The 13,874-nt window shown below is 68.4% G+C and carries 17 protein-coding genes; 10 read left to right on the top strand and 7 right to left on the bottom strand.

What is annotated here, in order from left to right:
- Positions 1-6 precede the first annotated feature (6 nt).
- From I6H87_RS30075 to I6H87_RS30090, 4 genes are read left to right on the top strand one after another with little or no spacing between them, the layout of a single operon-like run.
- On the top strand, positions 7-852 hold the full coding sequence (locus I6H87_RS30075) for an ABC transporter permease (protein WP_010810891.1): 846 nt from the start codon (positions 7-9) through the stop codon (positions 850-852).
- Complete coding sequence (locus I6H87_RS30080) at positions 849-1,655, top strand: ABC transporter ATP-binding protein (RefSeq protein WP_011617736.1); 807 nt, start codon at positions 849-851, stop codon at positions 1,653-1,655. Before I6H87_RS30075 ends, I6H87_RS30080 begins: the two co-directional genes overlap by 4 nt.
- A gap of 24 nt (positions 1,656-1,679) precedes the next feature.
- Positions 1,680-2,678, top strand: a complete 999-nt coding sequence (locus I6H87_RS30085) for a HEAT repeat domain-containing protein (RefSeq protein ID WP_010810889.1) — start codon at positions 1,680-1,682, stop codon at positions 2,676-2,678.
- On the top strand, positions 2,675-2,950 hold the full coding sequence (locus tag I6H87_RS30090) for a gamma-butyrobetaine hydroxylase-like domain-containing protein (protein WP_010810888.1): 276 nt from the start codon (positions 2,675-2,677) through the stop codon (positions 2,948-2,950). Before I6H87_RS30085 ends, I6H87_RS30090 begins: the two co-directional genes overlap by 4 nt.
- 8 nt (positions 2,951-2,958) lie before the next feature.
- Here the strand turns inward: I6H87_RS30090 and I6H87_RS30095 are convergent, their stop codons facing one another.
- Together I6H87_RS30095 and I6H87_RS30100 are read right to left on the bottom strand one after the other, a co-directional pair.
- Entirely contained in the window at positions 2,959-3,219 is a 261-nt protein-coding gene (locus tag I6H87_RS30095) for a MoaD/ThiS family protein (protein WP_010810887.1), read from the bottom strand.
- 27 nt (positions 3,220-3,246) lie between these two features.
- Positions 3,247-4,404, bottom strand: coding sequence for a beta propeller repeat protein (locus tag I6H87_RS30100; RefSeq protein ID WP_011617737.1), 1,158 nt, complete (start codon positions 4,402-4,404; stop codon positions 3,247-3,249).
- Between the two features lie 224 nt (positions 4,405-4,628).
- Here I6H87_RS30100 and I6H87_RS30105 point away from each other — a divergent pair, with 224 nt between their 5' ends.
- On the top strand, positions 4,629-4,814 hold the full coding sequence (locus I6H87_RS30105; protein WP_136227883.1) for a glycosyl hydrolase: 186 nt from the start codon (positions 4,629-4,631) through the stop codon (positions 4,812-4,814).
- 167 nt (positions 4,815-4,981) lie between these two features.
- Complete coding sequence (locus tag I6H87_RS30110; protein ID WP_011617739.1) at positions 4,982-5,605, top strand: hypothetical protein; 624 nt, start codon at positions 4,982-4,984, stop codon at positions 5,603-5,605.
- Between the two features lie 14 nt (positions 5,606-5,619).
- Here I6H87_RS30110 and I6H87_RS30115 read toward each other — a convergent pair whose 3' ends face one another.
- Complete coding sequence (locus tag I6H87_RS30115) at positions 5,620-5,826, bottom strand: hypothetical protein (RefSeq protein WP_010810883.1); 207 nt, start codon at positions 5,824-5,826, stop codon at positions 5,620-5,622.
- 466 nt (positions 5,827-6,292) lie between these two features.
- Between I6H87_RS30115 and I6H87_RS30120 the strand changes: the two genes are divergently transcribed.
- The gene (locus I6H87_RS30120) at positions 6,293-7,687 is read left to right on the top strand and encodes an NCS2 family permease (RefSeq protein WP_011617740.1); all 1,395 of its coding nucleotides are present in this window, start codon (positions 6,293-6,295) and stop codon (positions 7,685-7,687) included.
- Positions 7,688-7,867: 180 nt separating this feature from the next.
- Here the strand turns inward: I6H87_RS30120 and I6H87_RS30125 are convergent, their stop codons facing one another.
- Positions 7,868-8,278: a VOC family protein gene (locus I6H87_RS30125; RefSeq protein WP_010810881.1), complete on the bottom strand. Its 411-nt coding sequence runs from the start codon at positions 8,276-8,278 to the stop codon at positions 7,868-7,870.
- Positions 8,279-8,561: 283 nt separating this feature from the next.
- Between I6H87_RS30125 and I6H87_RS30130 the strand changes: the two genes are divergently transcribed.
- Positions 8,562-8,870 (top strand): H-NS histone family protein, encoded by a 309-nt coding sequence (locus I6H87_RS30130; RefSeq protein WP_010810880.1) that lies wholly within the window; start codon positions 8,562-8,564, stop codon positions 8,868-8,870.
- Positions 8,871-8,945: 75 nt separating this feature from the next.
- Here the strand turns inward: I6H87_RS30130 and I6H87_RS30135 are convergent, their stop codons facing one another.
- A complete protein-coding gene (locus I6H87_RS30135) occupies positions 8,946-9,560 on the bottom strand; it encodes a hypothetical protein (RefSeq protein WP_231881462.1) in 615 nt (204 codons plus the stop codon).
- 434 nt (positions 9,561-9,994) lie between these two features.
- On the opposite strand from I6H87_RS30135, the gene I6H87_RS30140 reads away from it, so the two are divergent.
- A complete protein-coding gene (locus I6H87_RS30140) occupies positions 9,995-11,023 on the top strand; it encodes an AraC family transcriptional regulator (RefSeq protein ID WP_231881463.1) in 1,029 nt (342 codons plus the stop codon).
- A gap of 11 nt (positions 11,024-11,034) precedes the next feature.
- Here I6H87_RS30140 and I6H87_RS30145 read toward each other — a convergent pair whose 3' ends face one another.
- Entirely contained in the window at positions 11,035-11,955 is a 921-nt protein-coding gene (locus I6H87_RS30145) for a LysR family transcriptional regulator (protein WP_011617743.1), read from the bottom strand.
- 108 nt (positions 11,956-12,063) lie between these two features.
- Here I6H87_RS30145 and I6H87_RS30150 point away from each other — a divergent pair, with 108 nt between their 5' ends.
- The gene (locus tag I6H87_RS30150) at positions 12,064-13,302 is read left to right on the top strand and encodes an MFS transporter (protein WP_011617744.1); all 1,239 of its coding nucleotides are present in this window, start codon (positions 12,064-12,066) and stop codon (positions 13,300-13,302) included.
- A gap of 78 nt (positions 13,303-13,380) precedes the next feature.
- On the opposite strand, the gene I6H87_RS30155 is transcribed toward I6H87_RS30150, so the two are convergent.
- Positions 13,381-13,818, bottom strand: a complete 438-nt coding sequence (locus I6H87_RS30155; protein ID WP_010810875.1) for a DUF1016 N-terminal domain-containing protein — start codon at positions 13,816-13,818, stop codon at positions 13,381-13,383.
- Between the last annotated feature and the right edge of the window lie 56 nt (positions 13,819-13,874).

The raw sequence follows: 13,874 nt of genomic DNA on the forward strand, positions 1-13,874 counted from the left end.
GCGCCCATGACCTCGATCAGCCTTGAAGCGGGGGCGCCCCCGGTGGCACCGGCCGCGCCGGGCGCGGCACGCGTGCGGCTGGCACGCTGGCTGGTGCGCCTGGCCGCGCTGGCCAGCTGCATCGTGCTGTGGCAGCTGGCCTCGTCCCACCGGGCCCACCTCGGCCTCGTCACCTTCGCCAACGTGCCCGCGCCCAGCGACGTGGTTCCGGCGGCCTGGCAACTGCTGCAGTCACCCAAGCTGGTGCTGCACCTGAGCAACAGCCTGTACCGCGTGTTTGCCGGCTTTGGCGCGGCGGCCGTGGCTGGCATCGTGCTCGGCATGGCGATCGGCCGCTCGCGCTGGCTGGAAGACCTGCTGCTGCCACCGCTGGAGGTGCTGCGCCCGATCCCCGGCGTGGCGTGGATTCCGCTGGCAATCCTGATGTTCCCGTCTTCGGAGCTGAGCATGATCTTCATCACCTTCATCGGGGCGCTGTTCCCGATCCTGCTCAACACCATCCACGGCGTGGAGCGCACCGACCCGCGCCTGGTCGCCACGGCGCGCAGCCTGGGCGCGCGCCGCTGGACCGTCTTCCCCGAGGTGCTGCTGCCCGCGGCGCTGCCGAGTATCGTCACCGGGCTGGCGATCGGCATGGGCACGTCCTGGTTCTGCCTGGTCACCGCCGAGATGATCGCCGGCCAGTACGGCATCGGCTACTACACGTGGGAGGCCTACAACCTGCAGAACTATGCAGACATCGTCGTCGGCATGCTCCTGATCGGTGCCTTCGGCATGGGCAGCAGCGCGCTGATCAAGCGCCTCGGCGCGTGGCTGATGCCGTGGACCCGCCTGCAGCAGGTGCGCGCATGACGAGCCAACCGATCCGCGCGGGCCACCTGCAGGTGCGCGGCCTGGATGTGGCGCTGGGCCAGGGCGATGCCGCCTTCACCGCCGTGCACCAGCTATCCATCGACATTCCCGCCGGGCAGTTCGTCTGCATCCTGGGGCCGTCGGGCTGCGGCAAGTCCACGCTGCTGGGCGCCATCGCCGGACACCTGCCGGCGGCGGCGGGCGAGATCCTGCTCGACGGGGCGCCGGTGCGCGGCCCCGCGCCGGAGCGCGGGCTGGTGTTCCAGCAGCACTCGCTGTTCCCGTGGAAGCGCGTGCTCGACAACGTCGCCTTCGGCCTGAAGATGCAGGGCGTGCCCACCGCCGAGCGCAAGCGCGAGGCGCAGGCCCTGCTGGACCTGGTCGGCCTGGGCGGCTTCGCGCAGCGCTACCCCGCCCAGCTTTCCGGCGGCATGCAGCAGCGCGCGGAGATTGCGCGCGTGCTGATCAACCGGCCGCGCGTGCTGCTGATGGACGAGCCCTTCGGTGCGCTCGACGCGCAGACCCGCGCCCATATGCAAGCCCTGCTGCTCGAGGTCTGGGCGCGGATGCGCACCACCGTGGTCTTCGTCACCCATGACATCGACGAGGCGCTGTTCCTGGCCGACCGCGTGCTGGTGATGTCGCCACGGCCCGGACGCATCCTTGAAGATATCGCTATCCCCTTCGAGCGGCCCCGCCGCGCCGAGTTGATGACCGATGACGATTTCATCCGGCTCAAGCGCCGCTGCCGCGACCTGCTGCACGACCACACCCAGGCCAGCGCGCTCGCGACCGCCGCCTGACCGCTATCGACCTGACTGCCATCCATGCCGCAAGCTTCCACCCTGCCTGACGAATCCCTGTTTGATCTCGATCCCTCCATCGGCGCGCTGACGCTGCGCCTGGCCGACCCCGACCCTGCGGTGCGACGCGTGGCCGTGCTGCAACTTGCCGACCTGGAGGATGAAGACGGCGTGCCGCTGCTGCTGCAGCGCCTGCAATCGGACCCTGCCGAATCCGTGCGCGCGGAAGCCGCGCGCACGCTGGCCAGCTGGGAACAGGAAGCGGTCGTCCCGGCGCTGGCCGCGGCACTGGCCGACCCCAGCCGCGAAGTGGCCGAAGCGGCAGCACAGGGACTGTCGGAACTGAAGGCGCCCGCCTCCGGTGCCGCCCTGCTGCCGTGGGTCACGCACGGCGATCCCTTTGTCCGGGCGGCCGCGTGGCGCGGCCTGCGCGAGCTGCGCTATGCGGCCGGCTTCGATGCGGCCATGGCGGCGCTGTCCGACGCGGCCGCCCCGGTGCGCCGCGAAGCCGTGGCCGTGCTGGGCTGGCTCAGGCGCAGCGAAGCCCTGCCCGCGCTGGCACAAGCTGCGACCAGCGATGCCGATACCGACGTCAGGCGCGCCGCCGCCGGCGCGCTCGGCCTGGCTGCCGACCCGTCGGCGCGCGATGCGTTGCTGGCGGCCCTGCGCGACGGCGCCTGGCAGGTGCGGGAAGAAGCCGCGCAGACGCTGGGAAAACTGAAATTCCCTGAAGCCGTGGGCCCGTTGATCGACGCGCTGGAGGACCGCTACTGGCAGGTCCGCCTGCAGGCCGCCAGGGCTCTCGGCAAGCTGCGCGACCGCGCGGCGCTGGTGCCGCTGACGATGCAGCTGGCCCACGCCATCAGCAACCTGCGCAAGGAGGCCGCGCTGTCGCTGGGGAGCCTGCGGGATGCGGCAGCCGTGCCGGCCCTTGCCTCGGCCGCCGACGATGCCGATCCGGAGGTACGCAAGGCCGTACGCATTGCGCTGGCGCAGATCGGCGCGCCGGAGGCTCATGCATGAGCGGCGGCATGGTCGTACCCACGCGCCTGGAGCTCTCCCGCGCCAACGGCGCGCTGCGCGTCTACTGGCCAGACGGCCAGTGCCAGTCGCTGGACCCGGGCCGCTTGCGCGCAGCCTGCCGTTGCGCCGCCTGCCGCGGCAAGCCCTCGGAGGCCGGGCCGGGCGACACGCAAATCGTCGCCCTCGGCGAAATGGGCTATGGTGTGCAGATCGTGTTCAGCGACGGGCACGACCGCGGCATCTACCCGTGGCCGTACCTGCAGGCGCTGTAGCCGGGCGCTTACCCGCCCGCCAGCGCCTGCAGGATATGCACCTCGTCGGTTTCCTTCAATGGCGCGTCCAGCCGCATCAGCTGCGTGCGGTTGACGAAGACGCGGATATACGGCCGCAGCTTGCCCTGCTCATCGACGATGCGAAAGCGCATGCCGGGGAACTGGCGGTCAAGGTCGTCGAGCAGCTCGGCGATGCTGGCGCCACGGGCCTCGACGTATTCGCGCTGTCCGGTATAGGAGAAGAGCGGCGTCGCGATACGGACCTGCATGGAAGTTCTCCGGTCGGCTGATGGCATTCAGGCAGGGCGCGCCACGGTAACCGCGTAGACCTGCGGCAGGTTGCGGGCGATGCATTGCCAGCCCTCGCCTTCATCGGCACTGGCCCAGATCTCGCCGCCGGTGGTGCCGAAGTACACGCCCACCGGCGCGTGGCCGTCGGTGGCCATGGCCTGGCGCTTGACCGTGAACCAGCCTTGTTCGGCGGGCAGGCCGCGGTCCTGGCGCTGCCAGGTTTCGCCGGCATCGCGCGTGACATACGCTGCCGGGCGGCCGCCCGGGCTGACGCGCGGCCAGACGTCGCTGCCATCCATCGGGAACACCCAGACCGTGCGCGGATCGCGGCAGTGGGCGACGATGGGGAAGCCGATATCGCCCACTTCCGCCGGCATGGCTTCGCCGATGCGTTTCCACACGCCTTCGCGGCGGTCCATGCGGTAGATGCCGCAATGGTTCTGCTGGTACAGGATGTCCGGGTCGGCGGGATGCTGCAGCATGCAGTGCGGATCCTGGCCGTACTCGGGATTGGGATCGGGCAGGAAGGTGGCGAGGCTGCCGCGGTTCAGCGGCTTCCAGTCCGCGCCGCCGTCGGTGCTCTCGAACACGCCGCCGCTGGACATGCCGATATACAGGTGGCGCGCGTCGCGCGGATCGACCAGCACGGAATGCATCTTGGGGCCGTCGGGCGTGCCGTCCTGCTCGCCGCCGGTCCAGGTGCGCCAGTTCGGGTGGTCGTTGAAGCCTGATACCGGCTCCCAGGTCACGCCGTGGTCGGCGCTGCGGAACAGGCCCTGCGGCGAGGTGCCGGCATACCAGGTGCCGGGCTCGCTGGCATGGCCGGGCGTGAGCCAGAACACGTGGTCGACGACGCGGCCGGTCTCGCCCTCCGGGGCCTTGTCGAAGGCGGGCGGGCGCGCGGCTTCGGTCCAGTTGCGGCCGCCGTCGGTGGAGCGGAACACGGTCGGGCCCAGGTGGCCGGTGCGCGCCGCCATCAGCATGCGCGACGGTTCACGCGGGTCCTGCACGATATGGTGGATGGTATGGCCGAGGAACGTCGGGCCCTCGATCTGCCAGCTGCGGCGCGCGGCGTCGCTGGTCAGGAACCAGGCGCCCTTGGTGGTGGCCACCAGCAGCCTGACGGGGCCGGTGTCGGTTTCGGGTGTGGGGGAAGTCGTCATCTTGGCTCCTGCAAGAAGGCCGGTGAACGATGCTTTCTGAGTCTAGTACATGTAGACAGTGTTCACAATTAAAGATGGCAGAGCTGTGGCCGGCAGGCCGGCCACAGCCACCATGATTACGAAGTAGCACGGAGTTAAAAGCGGAAGCCCGCAACTTGCCTGGACATTGCGCGCGAAGTGTGGCATAAGCAATGTTCCCCCGATGCTTTCGCGCCCCGACACCCATGCTTCGCACTGTCCGCTTCGCCACCCTGAACCGCCCGGCCCTGCCGGCGGCAGGCGTGCGCGCCACGCAGCGCCCGGGCGCCGCCATCGACCTGGCCGACCGCTTCCACGCGTACGCCCAGGTCCGCCGCGCCGTGCTTTTCCTGGCCGTGCGGGCAGCTCGGGGCGCCACCCTCCAGTCCTGAGCTTTCCCGCACGGCCCATGTCGCGGATGCCATCCGGCACCCGCTTGATCATGCAGCCAGGAGAAAGCCAGACATGTCCCCGCTCTACCGCCATACCTTCTGCGCCATGGTGGCGCTTGCCGCCCTCTACCTGATCCTCAATCCCTGAGCCCCAGTGGAGTCTTGCCATGGTGAATTTCCATGCCCTGCGCCTGCCGGCGCCGGCCCTGCCGCGCGCGCTCGAACTGCGCATCGACGTTGAGCTCGCGCCGGGCGATATCGAGCGCGAGCTGGGTGCCCTGCACGACCGCATCGGCCAACCCGGCGACTGCCTGCATGCGATGCCGGCGCTGCCCGCGGGCGCGCCAGGCCTGCGCCTGCGCTATCGCGAGGCCGACGGCGAGTACTACGTGTATGTGGAAGATGTGATGCAGCGCCGGCTGGCCGGTTATACCGTCTTCAACCGGCTGATCGAGGTCGGCCGCCGGGCCGACCCATGGGTACGGGCGCCGCACACAAAGTTTGCGCCCGCTTACCAGCGCCGCGGCCTGGCTCGGGCGCTGTACCGCTGGGCGCTGGATGGCGGGCTGTGCCTGCTGAGCGGGGCGCGCCAGTCGGCCGGCGCCAACGCCCTATGGCAGGCGCTGGCCGCCGATTACCCGATGGGCTATGTGGACTTGCGCCACAAGACGCTGACCTGGCTGGGCCAGGCCGTCGACGCGCCAGTGCGTGAGGGCCTGCATACGCGCATGCTGCTGCTCGGGCGCGGCTGGACCCTGGACGCGTTCATGGCCCGCACCGGCATGTACTGAGGCAGCGCGCCCGCTTACAGCCAGCGGATCGGCGCGGCCTCGCGTGCGTTGGCTACGTACAGGGTCCAGCCCTGGGCAAAGTAGGCGCGCACCCGCGCGGCCAGCGATTGGCCGCCGCCCACGCGGGCGTAGTAGGCAACATCGCGTGCCGGCTGGGCGGCGGGCTTCGATGCCTTGGCTTGGGCGGGCTGGCGATAGAGGGTGTCGGCGAGTACTTGCATGGCGAATATCCTTTCCGGTTGGATGGAAGTTGGTGCGCCTCACGAGGCACATCCAGCCGTGGTTCGGCCCGGATCGGGAGGCAGTTCAGGGTTATCCCTAGTATAGAGAAGTTGCGCCTGAATCATCCGGGTCTGTACCTATAGGCCGTATATGGGGTGCGTGATAATGGCCGCCTGCCGCACGCGCCACCTGATGCCAATCCGCCAATCCAAGGTGCCCAATCGTCACATTCGATATTCCTCGATGCACATGCCGCGCATTGCCTGCCGGTGATGATGCATGGCGCGTGGTCACCTAGCCTTCAGCCTTGCCCGGATCGCGCCCGCAGAGGCACCGACAAGCGGCACACCGATAACAGCGGGTTGGCCAGGTTTGCGCCTCCAGCCCAGACCAGAACCACGTGAGACACGCCTGACGACAGTCCGTACGACGGACGTTGCAGCGCCCGCAAGGAGACAGCTCATCATGATCGAACAGCCCTATCCGTCGTCCGCGACGGAAGCCGATGCTGCACGCCCCCAAGTCCCCGAAGTCCGGAGCCGGATCGACGCGTTTTTCGAGATCACCGCGCGCGGCAGCACCCAGCGCAAGGAAGTGGTCGCCGGGGTGACCACCTTCATGGCGATGGTCTACGCCGTCTTTGTCGTTCCCGGCATGCTGGGCAAGGCCGGCTTCGACACCAGCGCGGTCTTTGTCGCGGTGTGCCTGACCACCGCCTTCGGCTCCCTGCTGATGGGCCTGTGGGCCAAGCTGCCGATCGCCATCGGCTGCGCCATCTCGCTGACCGCATTCATGGCCTTTGGGCTGGTGCTGGGGCAGGGCCTGTCGCCGGCGGTCGCGCTCGGCGCCGTGTTCCTGATGGGCGTGATCTTCACCGCGATCTCCGTCACCGGCGTGCGCTCCTGGATCCTGCGCAACCTGCCCGCCGGCGTGGCGCACGGCACCGGCATCGGCATCGGCCTGTTCCTGCTGTTGATCGCCTCGAATGAAGTCGGCCTGGTGGTCAAGAACGCTCACCCCGGCCTGCCGGTGTCACTGGGCAAGATCACCTCGTTCCCGGTGGTGATGTCGGTGCTGGGCCTGGCCGCGATCTTCGGCCTGGAGCGCCGCAAGGTGCCGGGCGGCATCCTGCTGGTGATCATCGCGATCTCCGCGCTGGGCCTGGCCTTCGACCCGGCGGTGAAGTTCACCGGCGTGTTCGCGCTGCCGTCGCTGAGCGCACCCGGCCATGAATCGCTGATCGGCGCCATGGACGTGCGCGGCGCGCTGACGGCAGCAGTGCTGCCGAGCGTGCTGGCCCTGGTGATGACCGCGGTGTTCGATGCCACCGGCACGATCCGCGCGGTCGCCGGACAAGCCGGCCAGCTCAACGCTGCCGGCCATATCCACAATGGCGGGCGCGCGCTGACCGCGGATTCGGTCAGCTCGATCTTCTCGGGGATGTTCGGCGGCGCTCCGGCTGCAGCCTACATCGAGTCGACCGTCGGCGTTGCGGCCGGCGCCAAGACCGGCCTGACCGCCGTGGTGGTGGGCCTGCTGTTCGTTGCGGTGATGTTCTTCTCGCCGCTGGCCGGGCTGGTGCCGTCGTACGCCACCGCGCCCGCGCTGATGTACGTGGGCCTGCTGATGCTGTCGAGCGTGAGCCGCCTGCACATGGACGACCTGGTCGACGCGATGGCTGGCCTGGTCTGCGCCGTGTTCATCGTGCTGACCTGCAATATCGTGACCGGCATCATGCTGGGCTTCTGCACCCTGGTGGTGGGCCGCGTGGTGGCTGGCGAATGGCGCAAGCTCAATGTCGGCACGGTGGCCATCGCGGTCGTGCTGGCTGCGTTCTATGCCGGGGGCTGGGCCATCTGATCCTGCCGAAAGCTACTGCCGCGTCCCGGGCGCCACGCCCGGGACGCTGACAACCAGATGTCTCCTCCACCGTGATCCAGGTGGATTTCAAGCCCGGGCTTCCTGCTTTCCCGGGCTGTTTTTTTGGTGGCTTGCCTGAAAGGTCCCGCGCTTGGCGAATGGCGTTTCGCTAAATCGCCTTCATTGCCCGGCCTGCATTGCCGCCACATCCATGTACACCAGTTCCCAGACATGGCCATCGGGATCCTGGAATCCATGCCCGTACATGAATCCCAAATCCATCGGCGGCTTGTAGGTATTGCCACCCGCCGCGACCGCGGCATTGACCATTTCATCCACGCGCGCGCGGGTTTCCATCGACAGGCAAACCAGCACCTCAGTCGATTTCCGTGCATCGCAGATTTCATTGGGCGAGAAGCTGCGGAACTTGGCTTCGGTCAGCAGCATCACGAAAATGTTTTCGCCGACGATCATGCAGGTGGCAGTGTCGTCGGTAAATTGCGGATTGAAGGAAAAACCCAACTGCGTAAAGAAGGCAATCGACTTTTGCAGGTCGCGGACGGGCAAATTGACAAAAATCTGCTGGCTCATCAGGGGCTCCGGTAGTCGTGTCAGAGGGGGCTGCGCCGGGCGCAGACAAGCAGTCTAGGCGCTAAAGGCCGGGGGCGTGCGTATTTTCATTGTCCTTAAATGCGGGCAAAACGGGCGATGCCCAGCCCAATACCGGCTGCATCGTGGGCTGTGCGACCGTCAATTCAGGCCAGCAAACAATCAGTCCGTGCAATCTCCGTTATTTTTTGTAAAATTTTTTTAGGTGAACCGACACCACACTTCTAGTACCATGCAGCGGCCTATTTGCAGAAAGGGGATATAAATGGCGACATACAAGCAACTCCTGGCTGAGAAGGAAGCGCTGGAAGCCAAGCTGAATGAAGTGCGTGCGACGGAAGTCGCCGGCGTGATCGACAAAATCCGGGACCTGATGACTGAATACGGCCTGACCGCCGAAGACATCCTGCCGCGCCGCAAGCGTGGCCGCCCGGCTGGTTCGAGTGCCAAGAAGCCCGCATCCGCCTTGCCGCCGAAGTACATGGACCCCAAGACCGGCAAGACCTGGTCGGGCCGCGGCCGCGCGCCGGCATGGTTGGGCAAGCGCCCGGAGCGTTTCCTGATCGAGCAGTAAGCCGCCAGCGCGGCCAGCGCGCGCCCGTCTCACGCGCCCGCTTCAATCGATGGTGCCATCGGCCTGCCGGGCGCGTCACTGCGCCTGGCAGACATACTCCTTGCGCAGCGCCCTGAAGCCCTGCTGGGTCGGCTCCGCCGTCAGGCGCGCGCCGCCACCGGCCAGCGGCTGCATGCGCAATACCTGCGCCGAGCACTGGCTCGCGGTTTCGTCCCGCTGGTAGCGGATCTCATACTGGCCGCCGGCAACCGGCACGAATGACACGCCCGCCGCGCAACGCAGCTCGGGCAGCGGCGGCGCCGCGGCCGAGGTCACCGCCACGTAGATGCGCCGGCCCGCCTCCACCAGCCGCTCGCGCGTGCGAGCCGGCGGCTCGGGCGAGCGCCCGGCCATGTCCAGGCTCCGGTCCCGACCCATCGCAGACAACTGCCTGCCGGTTCCCGCCAGCACCAGCGGCCGCGCGGGCACCGGGCATTTGGCCGGATCGACCACGGTGAACGAAGTGTTGTCGTCGGTGCTGGTCAGCAGCCGCACGCTGGCGGCCGGGGCGCCGGCAGGCACCCGGTATTGCGCCACGCAGCCGGACAGCGCCACGGCGGCGGCAAGCATCGGCAACAAGGCAAGACGAGGCAGGACTGCGGACGACCGGTCATGGCGCATGGCGGCGGGCAGGTAGAACGATTGGGCCAACAGCGGACGTTGGCGGCACGATGGCGGCAAATCCGGCAGGGATGCCACACGATGACGGCGCGGCCAGGCAACACGCCGCGCCCTCAAACCAACCAGCATACCTGCATCCGGCGCTTGGCGGCAGCCGCATAAACCCATGTTGAAAACCTGCGTGTGATATCCACAGAATCTGTGGATATCCTGGCCCTACATTCCCCGAAAGCCCCGGTCTGTGCGGCAACCCACCGGAGCGCCCAAATTTTAGGCAACGGGTTGCAGGCGCGCCGGAACCCGGCAACGGTGCGGCACCCCCGCCGCCAGCACGCCGTTGCGCTGCCCAGGCCACACTTCATCCCCCCGCACTCCCTTGAAGGGGGCACCGGCACCGCGTAATCTCAGTGTTACCGGGGGCTGCACTGGCGCACTTGCGCCAACTTGCCAGCCAGATAATGACAATGACACAACAAGAGCCTATCCAGGCCGGGCCGTTGCCTCGTGACCTGCTGCACGCACTGCGTGACGGCGGCTACGACGTATCGGGACTCGCGCCTGCCCCGGAATCCGACACCGACTCCGACCCCAGCGACCTCAGGCCCGCCATGCCGGCGGCCGGCCCGCAACAGGCCTGCCACGTGCTCTGCGCGGTCTACCGTGCCACCGGCGATCCAACCATCGGCCTGTGGCTGGGCAGCCGGATGCAGACCGACCTGCTCGGGCTGGCGGGCCTGACGGCCATGGCCGGGCCGTCGCTGGGCACCGCGCTGCGGCGCATCGCGCGCTACCAGAAGCTGCTCGCCGGCGACCGCATCGAACTGCGCCGCCAGGGCGACGAAGCCTGGGTCTGTATCCGCCCGAGCGATCCCGAGGCGCCCGACACCCGACCGCGCATCGACATGGAGCTGTGCTCGCTGCTGGCCTTCGGGCGCCAGTTCACGCGCAAGCCGCTGCATCCGCTGCGGGTGTCGCTGCGCATCGGCCAGCCGGACTGGCACCTGCGCTATACCGAAGCATTCGACTGCCCGGTGCGCTTTGGCGAGCCCGAAGACGCCATCGTGTTCGGCCGCCGCGACCTGGCCTTGCGCCTGGCTGCCCGCGTGCGCAGCGGACCGGCCGGCGCGGGCGCGGGCCATGCCGCGCGCGAAGCGCGGCCGGCGTCCGCGTCGCTGGACGATGTGCGCGCGGCCCTGCAGGCGCTGGCCGGCGACCGCGCCCTCAGCCTGGCCGCGGTGGCACGCCACCTGGACATCAGCGAGCGCACGCTGCAGCGCCGGCTGATGGCGGCGGGCACGAGTTTCCGCACGCTGTGTGAAGAGGCGCGCCGCGAGCTGGCTGGCGGCTACCTGGCCGGAGGCGCGATGTCGCTCGGAGAAATCGCGTTCCGGCTCGGCTTTGACGATGCCAACTCGTTCTTCCGCGCCTTCCGCCGCTGGACCGGCATGACCCCGGGCGACTACCGGCGCGCGGCGGCGCCTCCACCCGCGTAGGGCAGGCCGGCTCACCCGCCGTGGGGTTGCTCCCACGGCGGGTTGTCGCCGAAGCGCCCGGCCAGGAAATCGACAAAGGCGCGCACGCGCGGGGGCACCAGCCGCCGCTGCGGCATCACGGCGTAGATGCCGGTGTCGGCGAGCGGGTAATCGGGCAGCACCTGCACCAGCCGCCCGGCGCGCAGGTCGGCGCAGACATGCCAGGTGGAATGCAGGGCGATGCCAAAGCCCGCCAGCGCCGCATCGGACAACAGCTCGCCGGTATTGGCCTCGATCCGGCCGCGCACGCGCACGGCAATCTCCCCGCCGGCGCCGTCGCCCAGGCGCCAGACATCCTGCCGGCCCTGGCTGCCCACCAGCACCAGGCAATCGTGCCGCGCCAGGTCCTGCGGGGTGCGCGGCGTGCCGCGCCGGCGCAGGTAGTCCGGCGCGGCACACAGCAGCCGCCGGTTGTTGGCCAGCCGCCGCGCGACCAGCGTCGAATCGTCCAGCACACCGATGCGGATGGCCAGGTCGAAACCCGCGCTGACCAGGTCCAGCACGTTGTCGGTCAGGTTGACGCTGAGCGTCAGGCCGGGATGCAGCGCCAGGAATTCCGGCAACAGCGGCGAGATATAGAGCCGCCCGAACGAGGACGACGTGGTCACCCGCAGCGTGCCCGATACCCCGGTGCCGGCCTGCCGCAACGAGGTGCCCAGCGCTTCTAGGTCGTCCACCAGCGCACGCCCCTGCTCGGCCAGCACCACGCCTTCCGGGGTGGCGTGCAGCCGCCGCGTGGTGCGATGCAGCAGGCGCACGCCCAGTTCACGCTCCAGCCGCTGCAGCCGCTGGCTGGCCACCGCCACCGACAGGTCCAGGCTGCGTGCCGCGGCGCTGATCGAACCCAGGTCGAGCACGCGCAGGAACAGGCCGATATCGCCGATCCGGTCCATGATTTTCAAGATTCCATTGAAACTGATTATGGATCATGCCGGTTTTTACTGAAGACGGAAAGGCACAGACTGCGGGCTTCCTTCCTTTTGCCGACGCATCCCCCGAACATGGCCCCCCCAGTCTCCACCAACTCCACACCCGGCGCTGCATCCGCCCGCGGCCGGCTGCCGGTTGCGCTCTACGCGCTCACCGCCGGTTCCTTCGGCATCGGCTGCGCCGAATTCGTGATCATGGGCCTGCTGCTTCAGGTTGCCGCCGACCTGCGGGTGACCATCGCCGCCGCCGGCATGCTGGTGTCCGGCTACGCGCTGGGCGTCTTCGCCGGCGCGCCGGTGCTGACCCTGCTGACGCGGCGCATGCCGCGCAAGGCCGTGCTGCTGGCGCTGATGGTGATCTACACCGTCGGCAATGCCGCCTGCGCGCTGGCGCCCGACTACACCACGCTGATGATCGCGCGCGTGCTGACCTCGCTCACGCATGGCACCTTCTTCGGCGTCGGCGCGGTGGTGGCCACCGGGCTGGTGCCGGAGGACCGCCGCGCCTCCGCGATCTCGGTGATGTTCTCCGGCCTGACGCTGGCCACGCTGCTGGGCATGCCCGCCGGCGCCTGGCTGGGCCTGCACCTGGGCTGGCGCTCGACCTTCTGGGCGATGACCGTGATCGGGCTGCTGTCGCTGGCGGTGATCGCGCTGCTGGTGCAGAAGAGCCAGGACCACGGCGCCCCCGTGGCCCTGCGCGACGAACTGGCCACCATCGGCCGCCCGCAGGTGCTGCTGGGCCTGTTGATGACGGTGCTGCAGTCGATGGGCATCTTTGCCGTGATCACCTACGTGCAGCCGCTGCTGACGCGCGTGTCCGGCTTTGGCGAGGCGGCGGTGTCACCGATCCTGCTGCTGTTCGGCGCCGGCATGATCCTTGGCAACGTGCTCGGCGGCCGCTTTGCCGACCGCACCCCGACGCGCGCGGTGCTGGCCACGCTGACCACGCTGACGCTGGTGCTGGCGGCGATGACGCTGGCCATCCACAGCCAGGTGCTGGTGGTGGCCTTCGTCGGCATCCTGGGCATCGCGGCCTTTGCCACGGTCTCGCCGCTGCAGCTGCGCGTGCTGCGCCACGCCCAGGGCGCGGGACAGAACCTGGCCTCGAGCTTCAATATCGCGGCATTCAACCTGGGCAACGGCCTGGGTGCGTGGATGGGCGGCGTGGTGGTCGATCACGGACCGGGTCTGGCGGCATTGCCGTGGGTTGCGGCACTGGCGCCGATGGCTGCGCTGGGGGTGGCGCTATTCAGTGTGCGGCTGGAACTGGGGTCAGCGAAAGTAGCGCCGATTCCGGAATCGATTTGACGTTTCGCGGAACTTAGACCACAAGTCTCAGCGTCATGTCATCGGCCCGTTGGTTGGCGCCCGCGCGGTAATGCTCATTCATCCTCCGGCGAGGATTCCAGCTGTTCTAACGTTGGCAGCGCCCCGTGCAAATCTTCGGGCAGCGTTTCCGTCATTCGCACAATGTAGTCGAGGCAATAGTGCAACAACCTGTTGCACTATTGCCTCGTCTGGCCAGGCTGCAGCGAACGTCCGAATGTATTTCAGGCTTCGCGATGAAAAACCAGCCATCTCGGGGAACGATTGACGCAAATCGCCCGCAAGCCTGTCGATCACCTTTGTCCCCCAGCCTGCTGCTGTCTGCTGCGGGAGAATCGAACGCCCAAGCCTCCAGTAGAGCAGGATCAGTTCGCGGTTTACTGAAAGCGACGCGGCAAGGCGAGTACGGTGGACTTCTTCCTTGAGACGGCCCAGCCAAGCGGCATATTCGGCAGCGCCGGGCATGGCATTACGCTGCGATGCGAGACGTTTCGACATGGCGGCCATTCTTTCATGGCGCCACAGCGGCCTGTAGGGCAAGACGCAGAAATCAG

The organism is Cupriavidus necator, from assembly GCF_016127575.1.
Lineage (GTDB): Bacteria > Pseudomonadota > Gammaproteobacteria > Burkholderiales > Burkholderiaceae > Cupriavidus > Cupriavidus necator_D.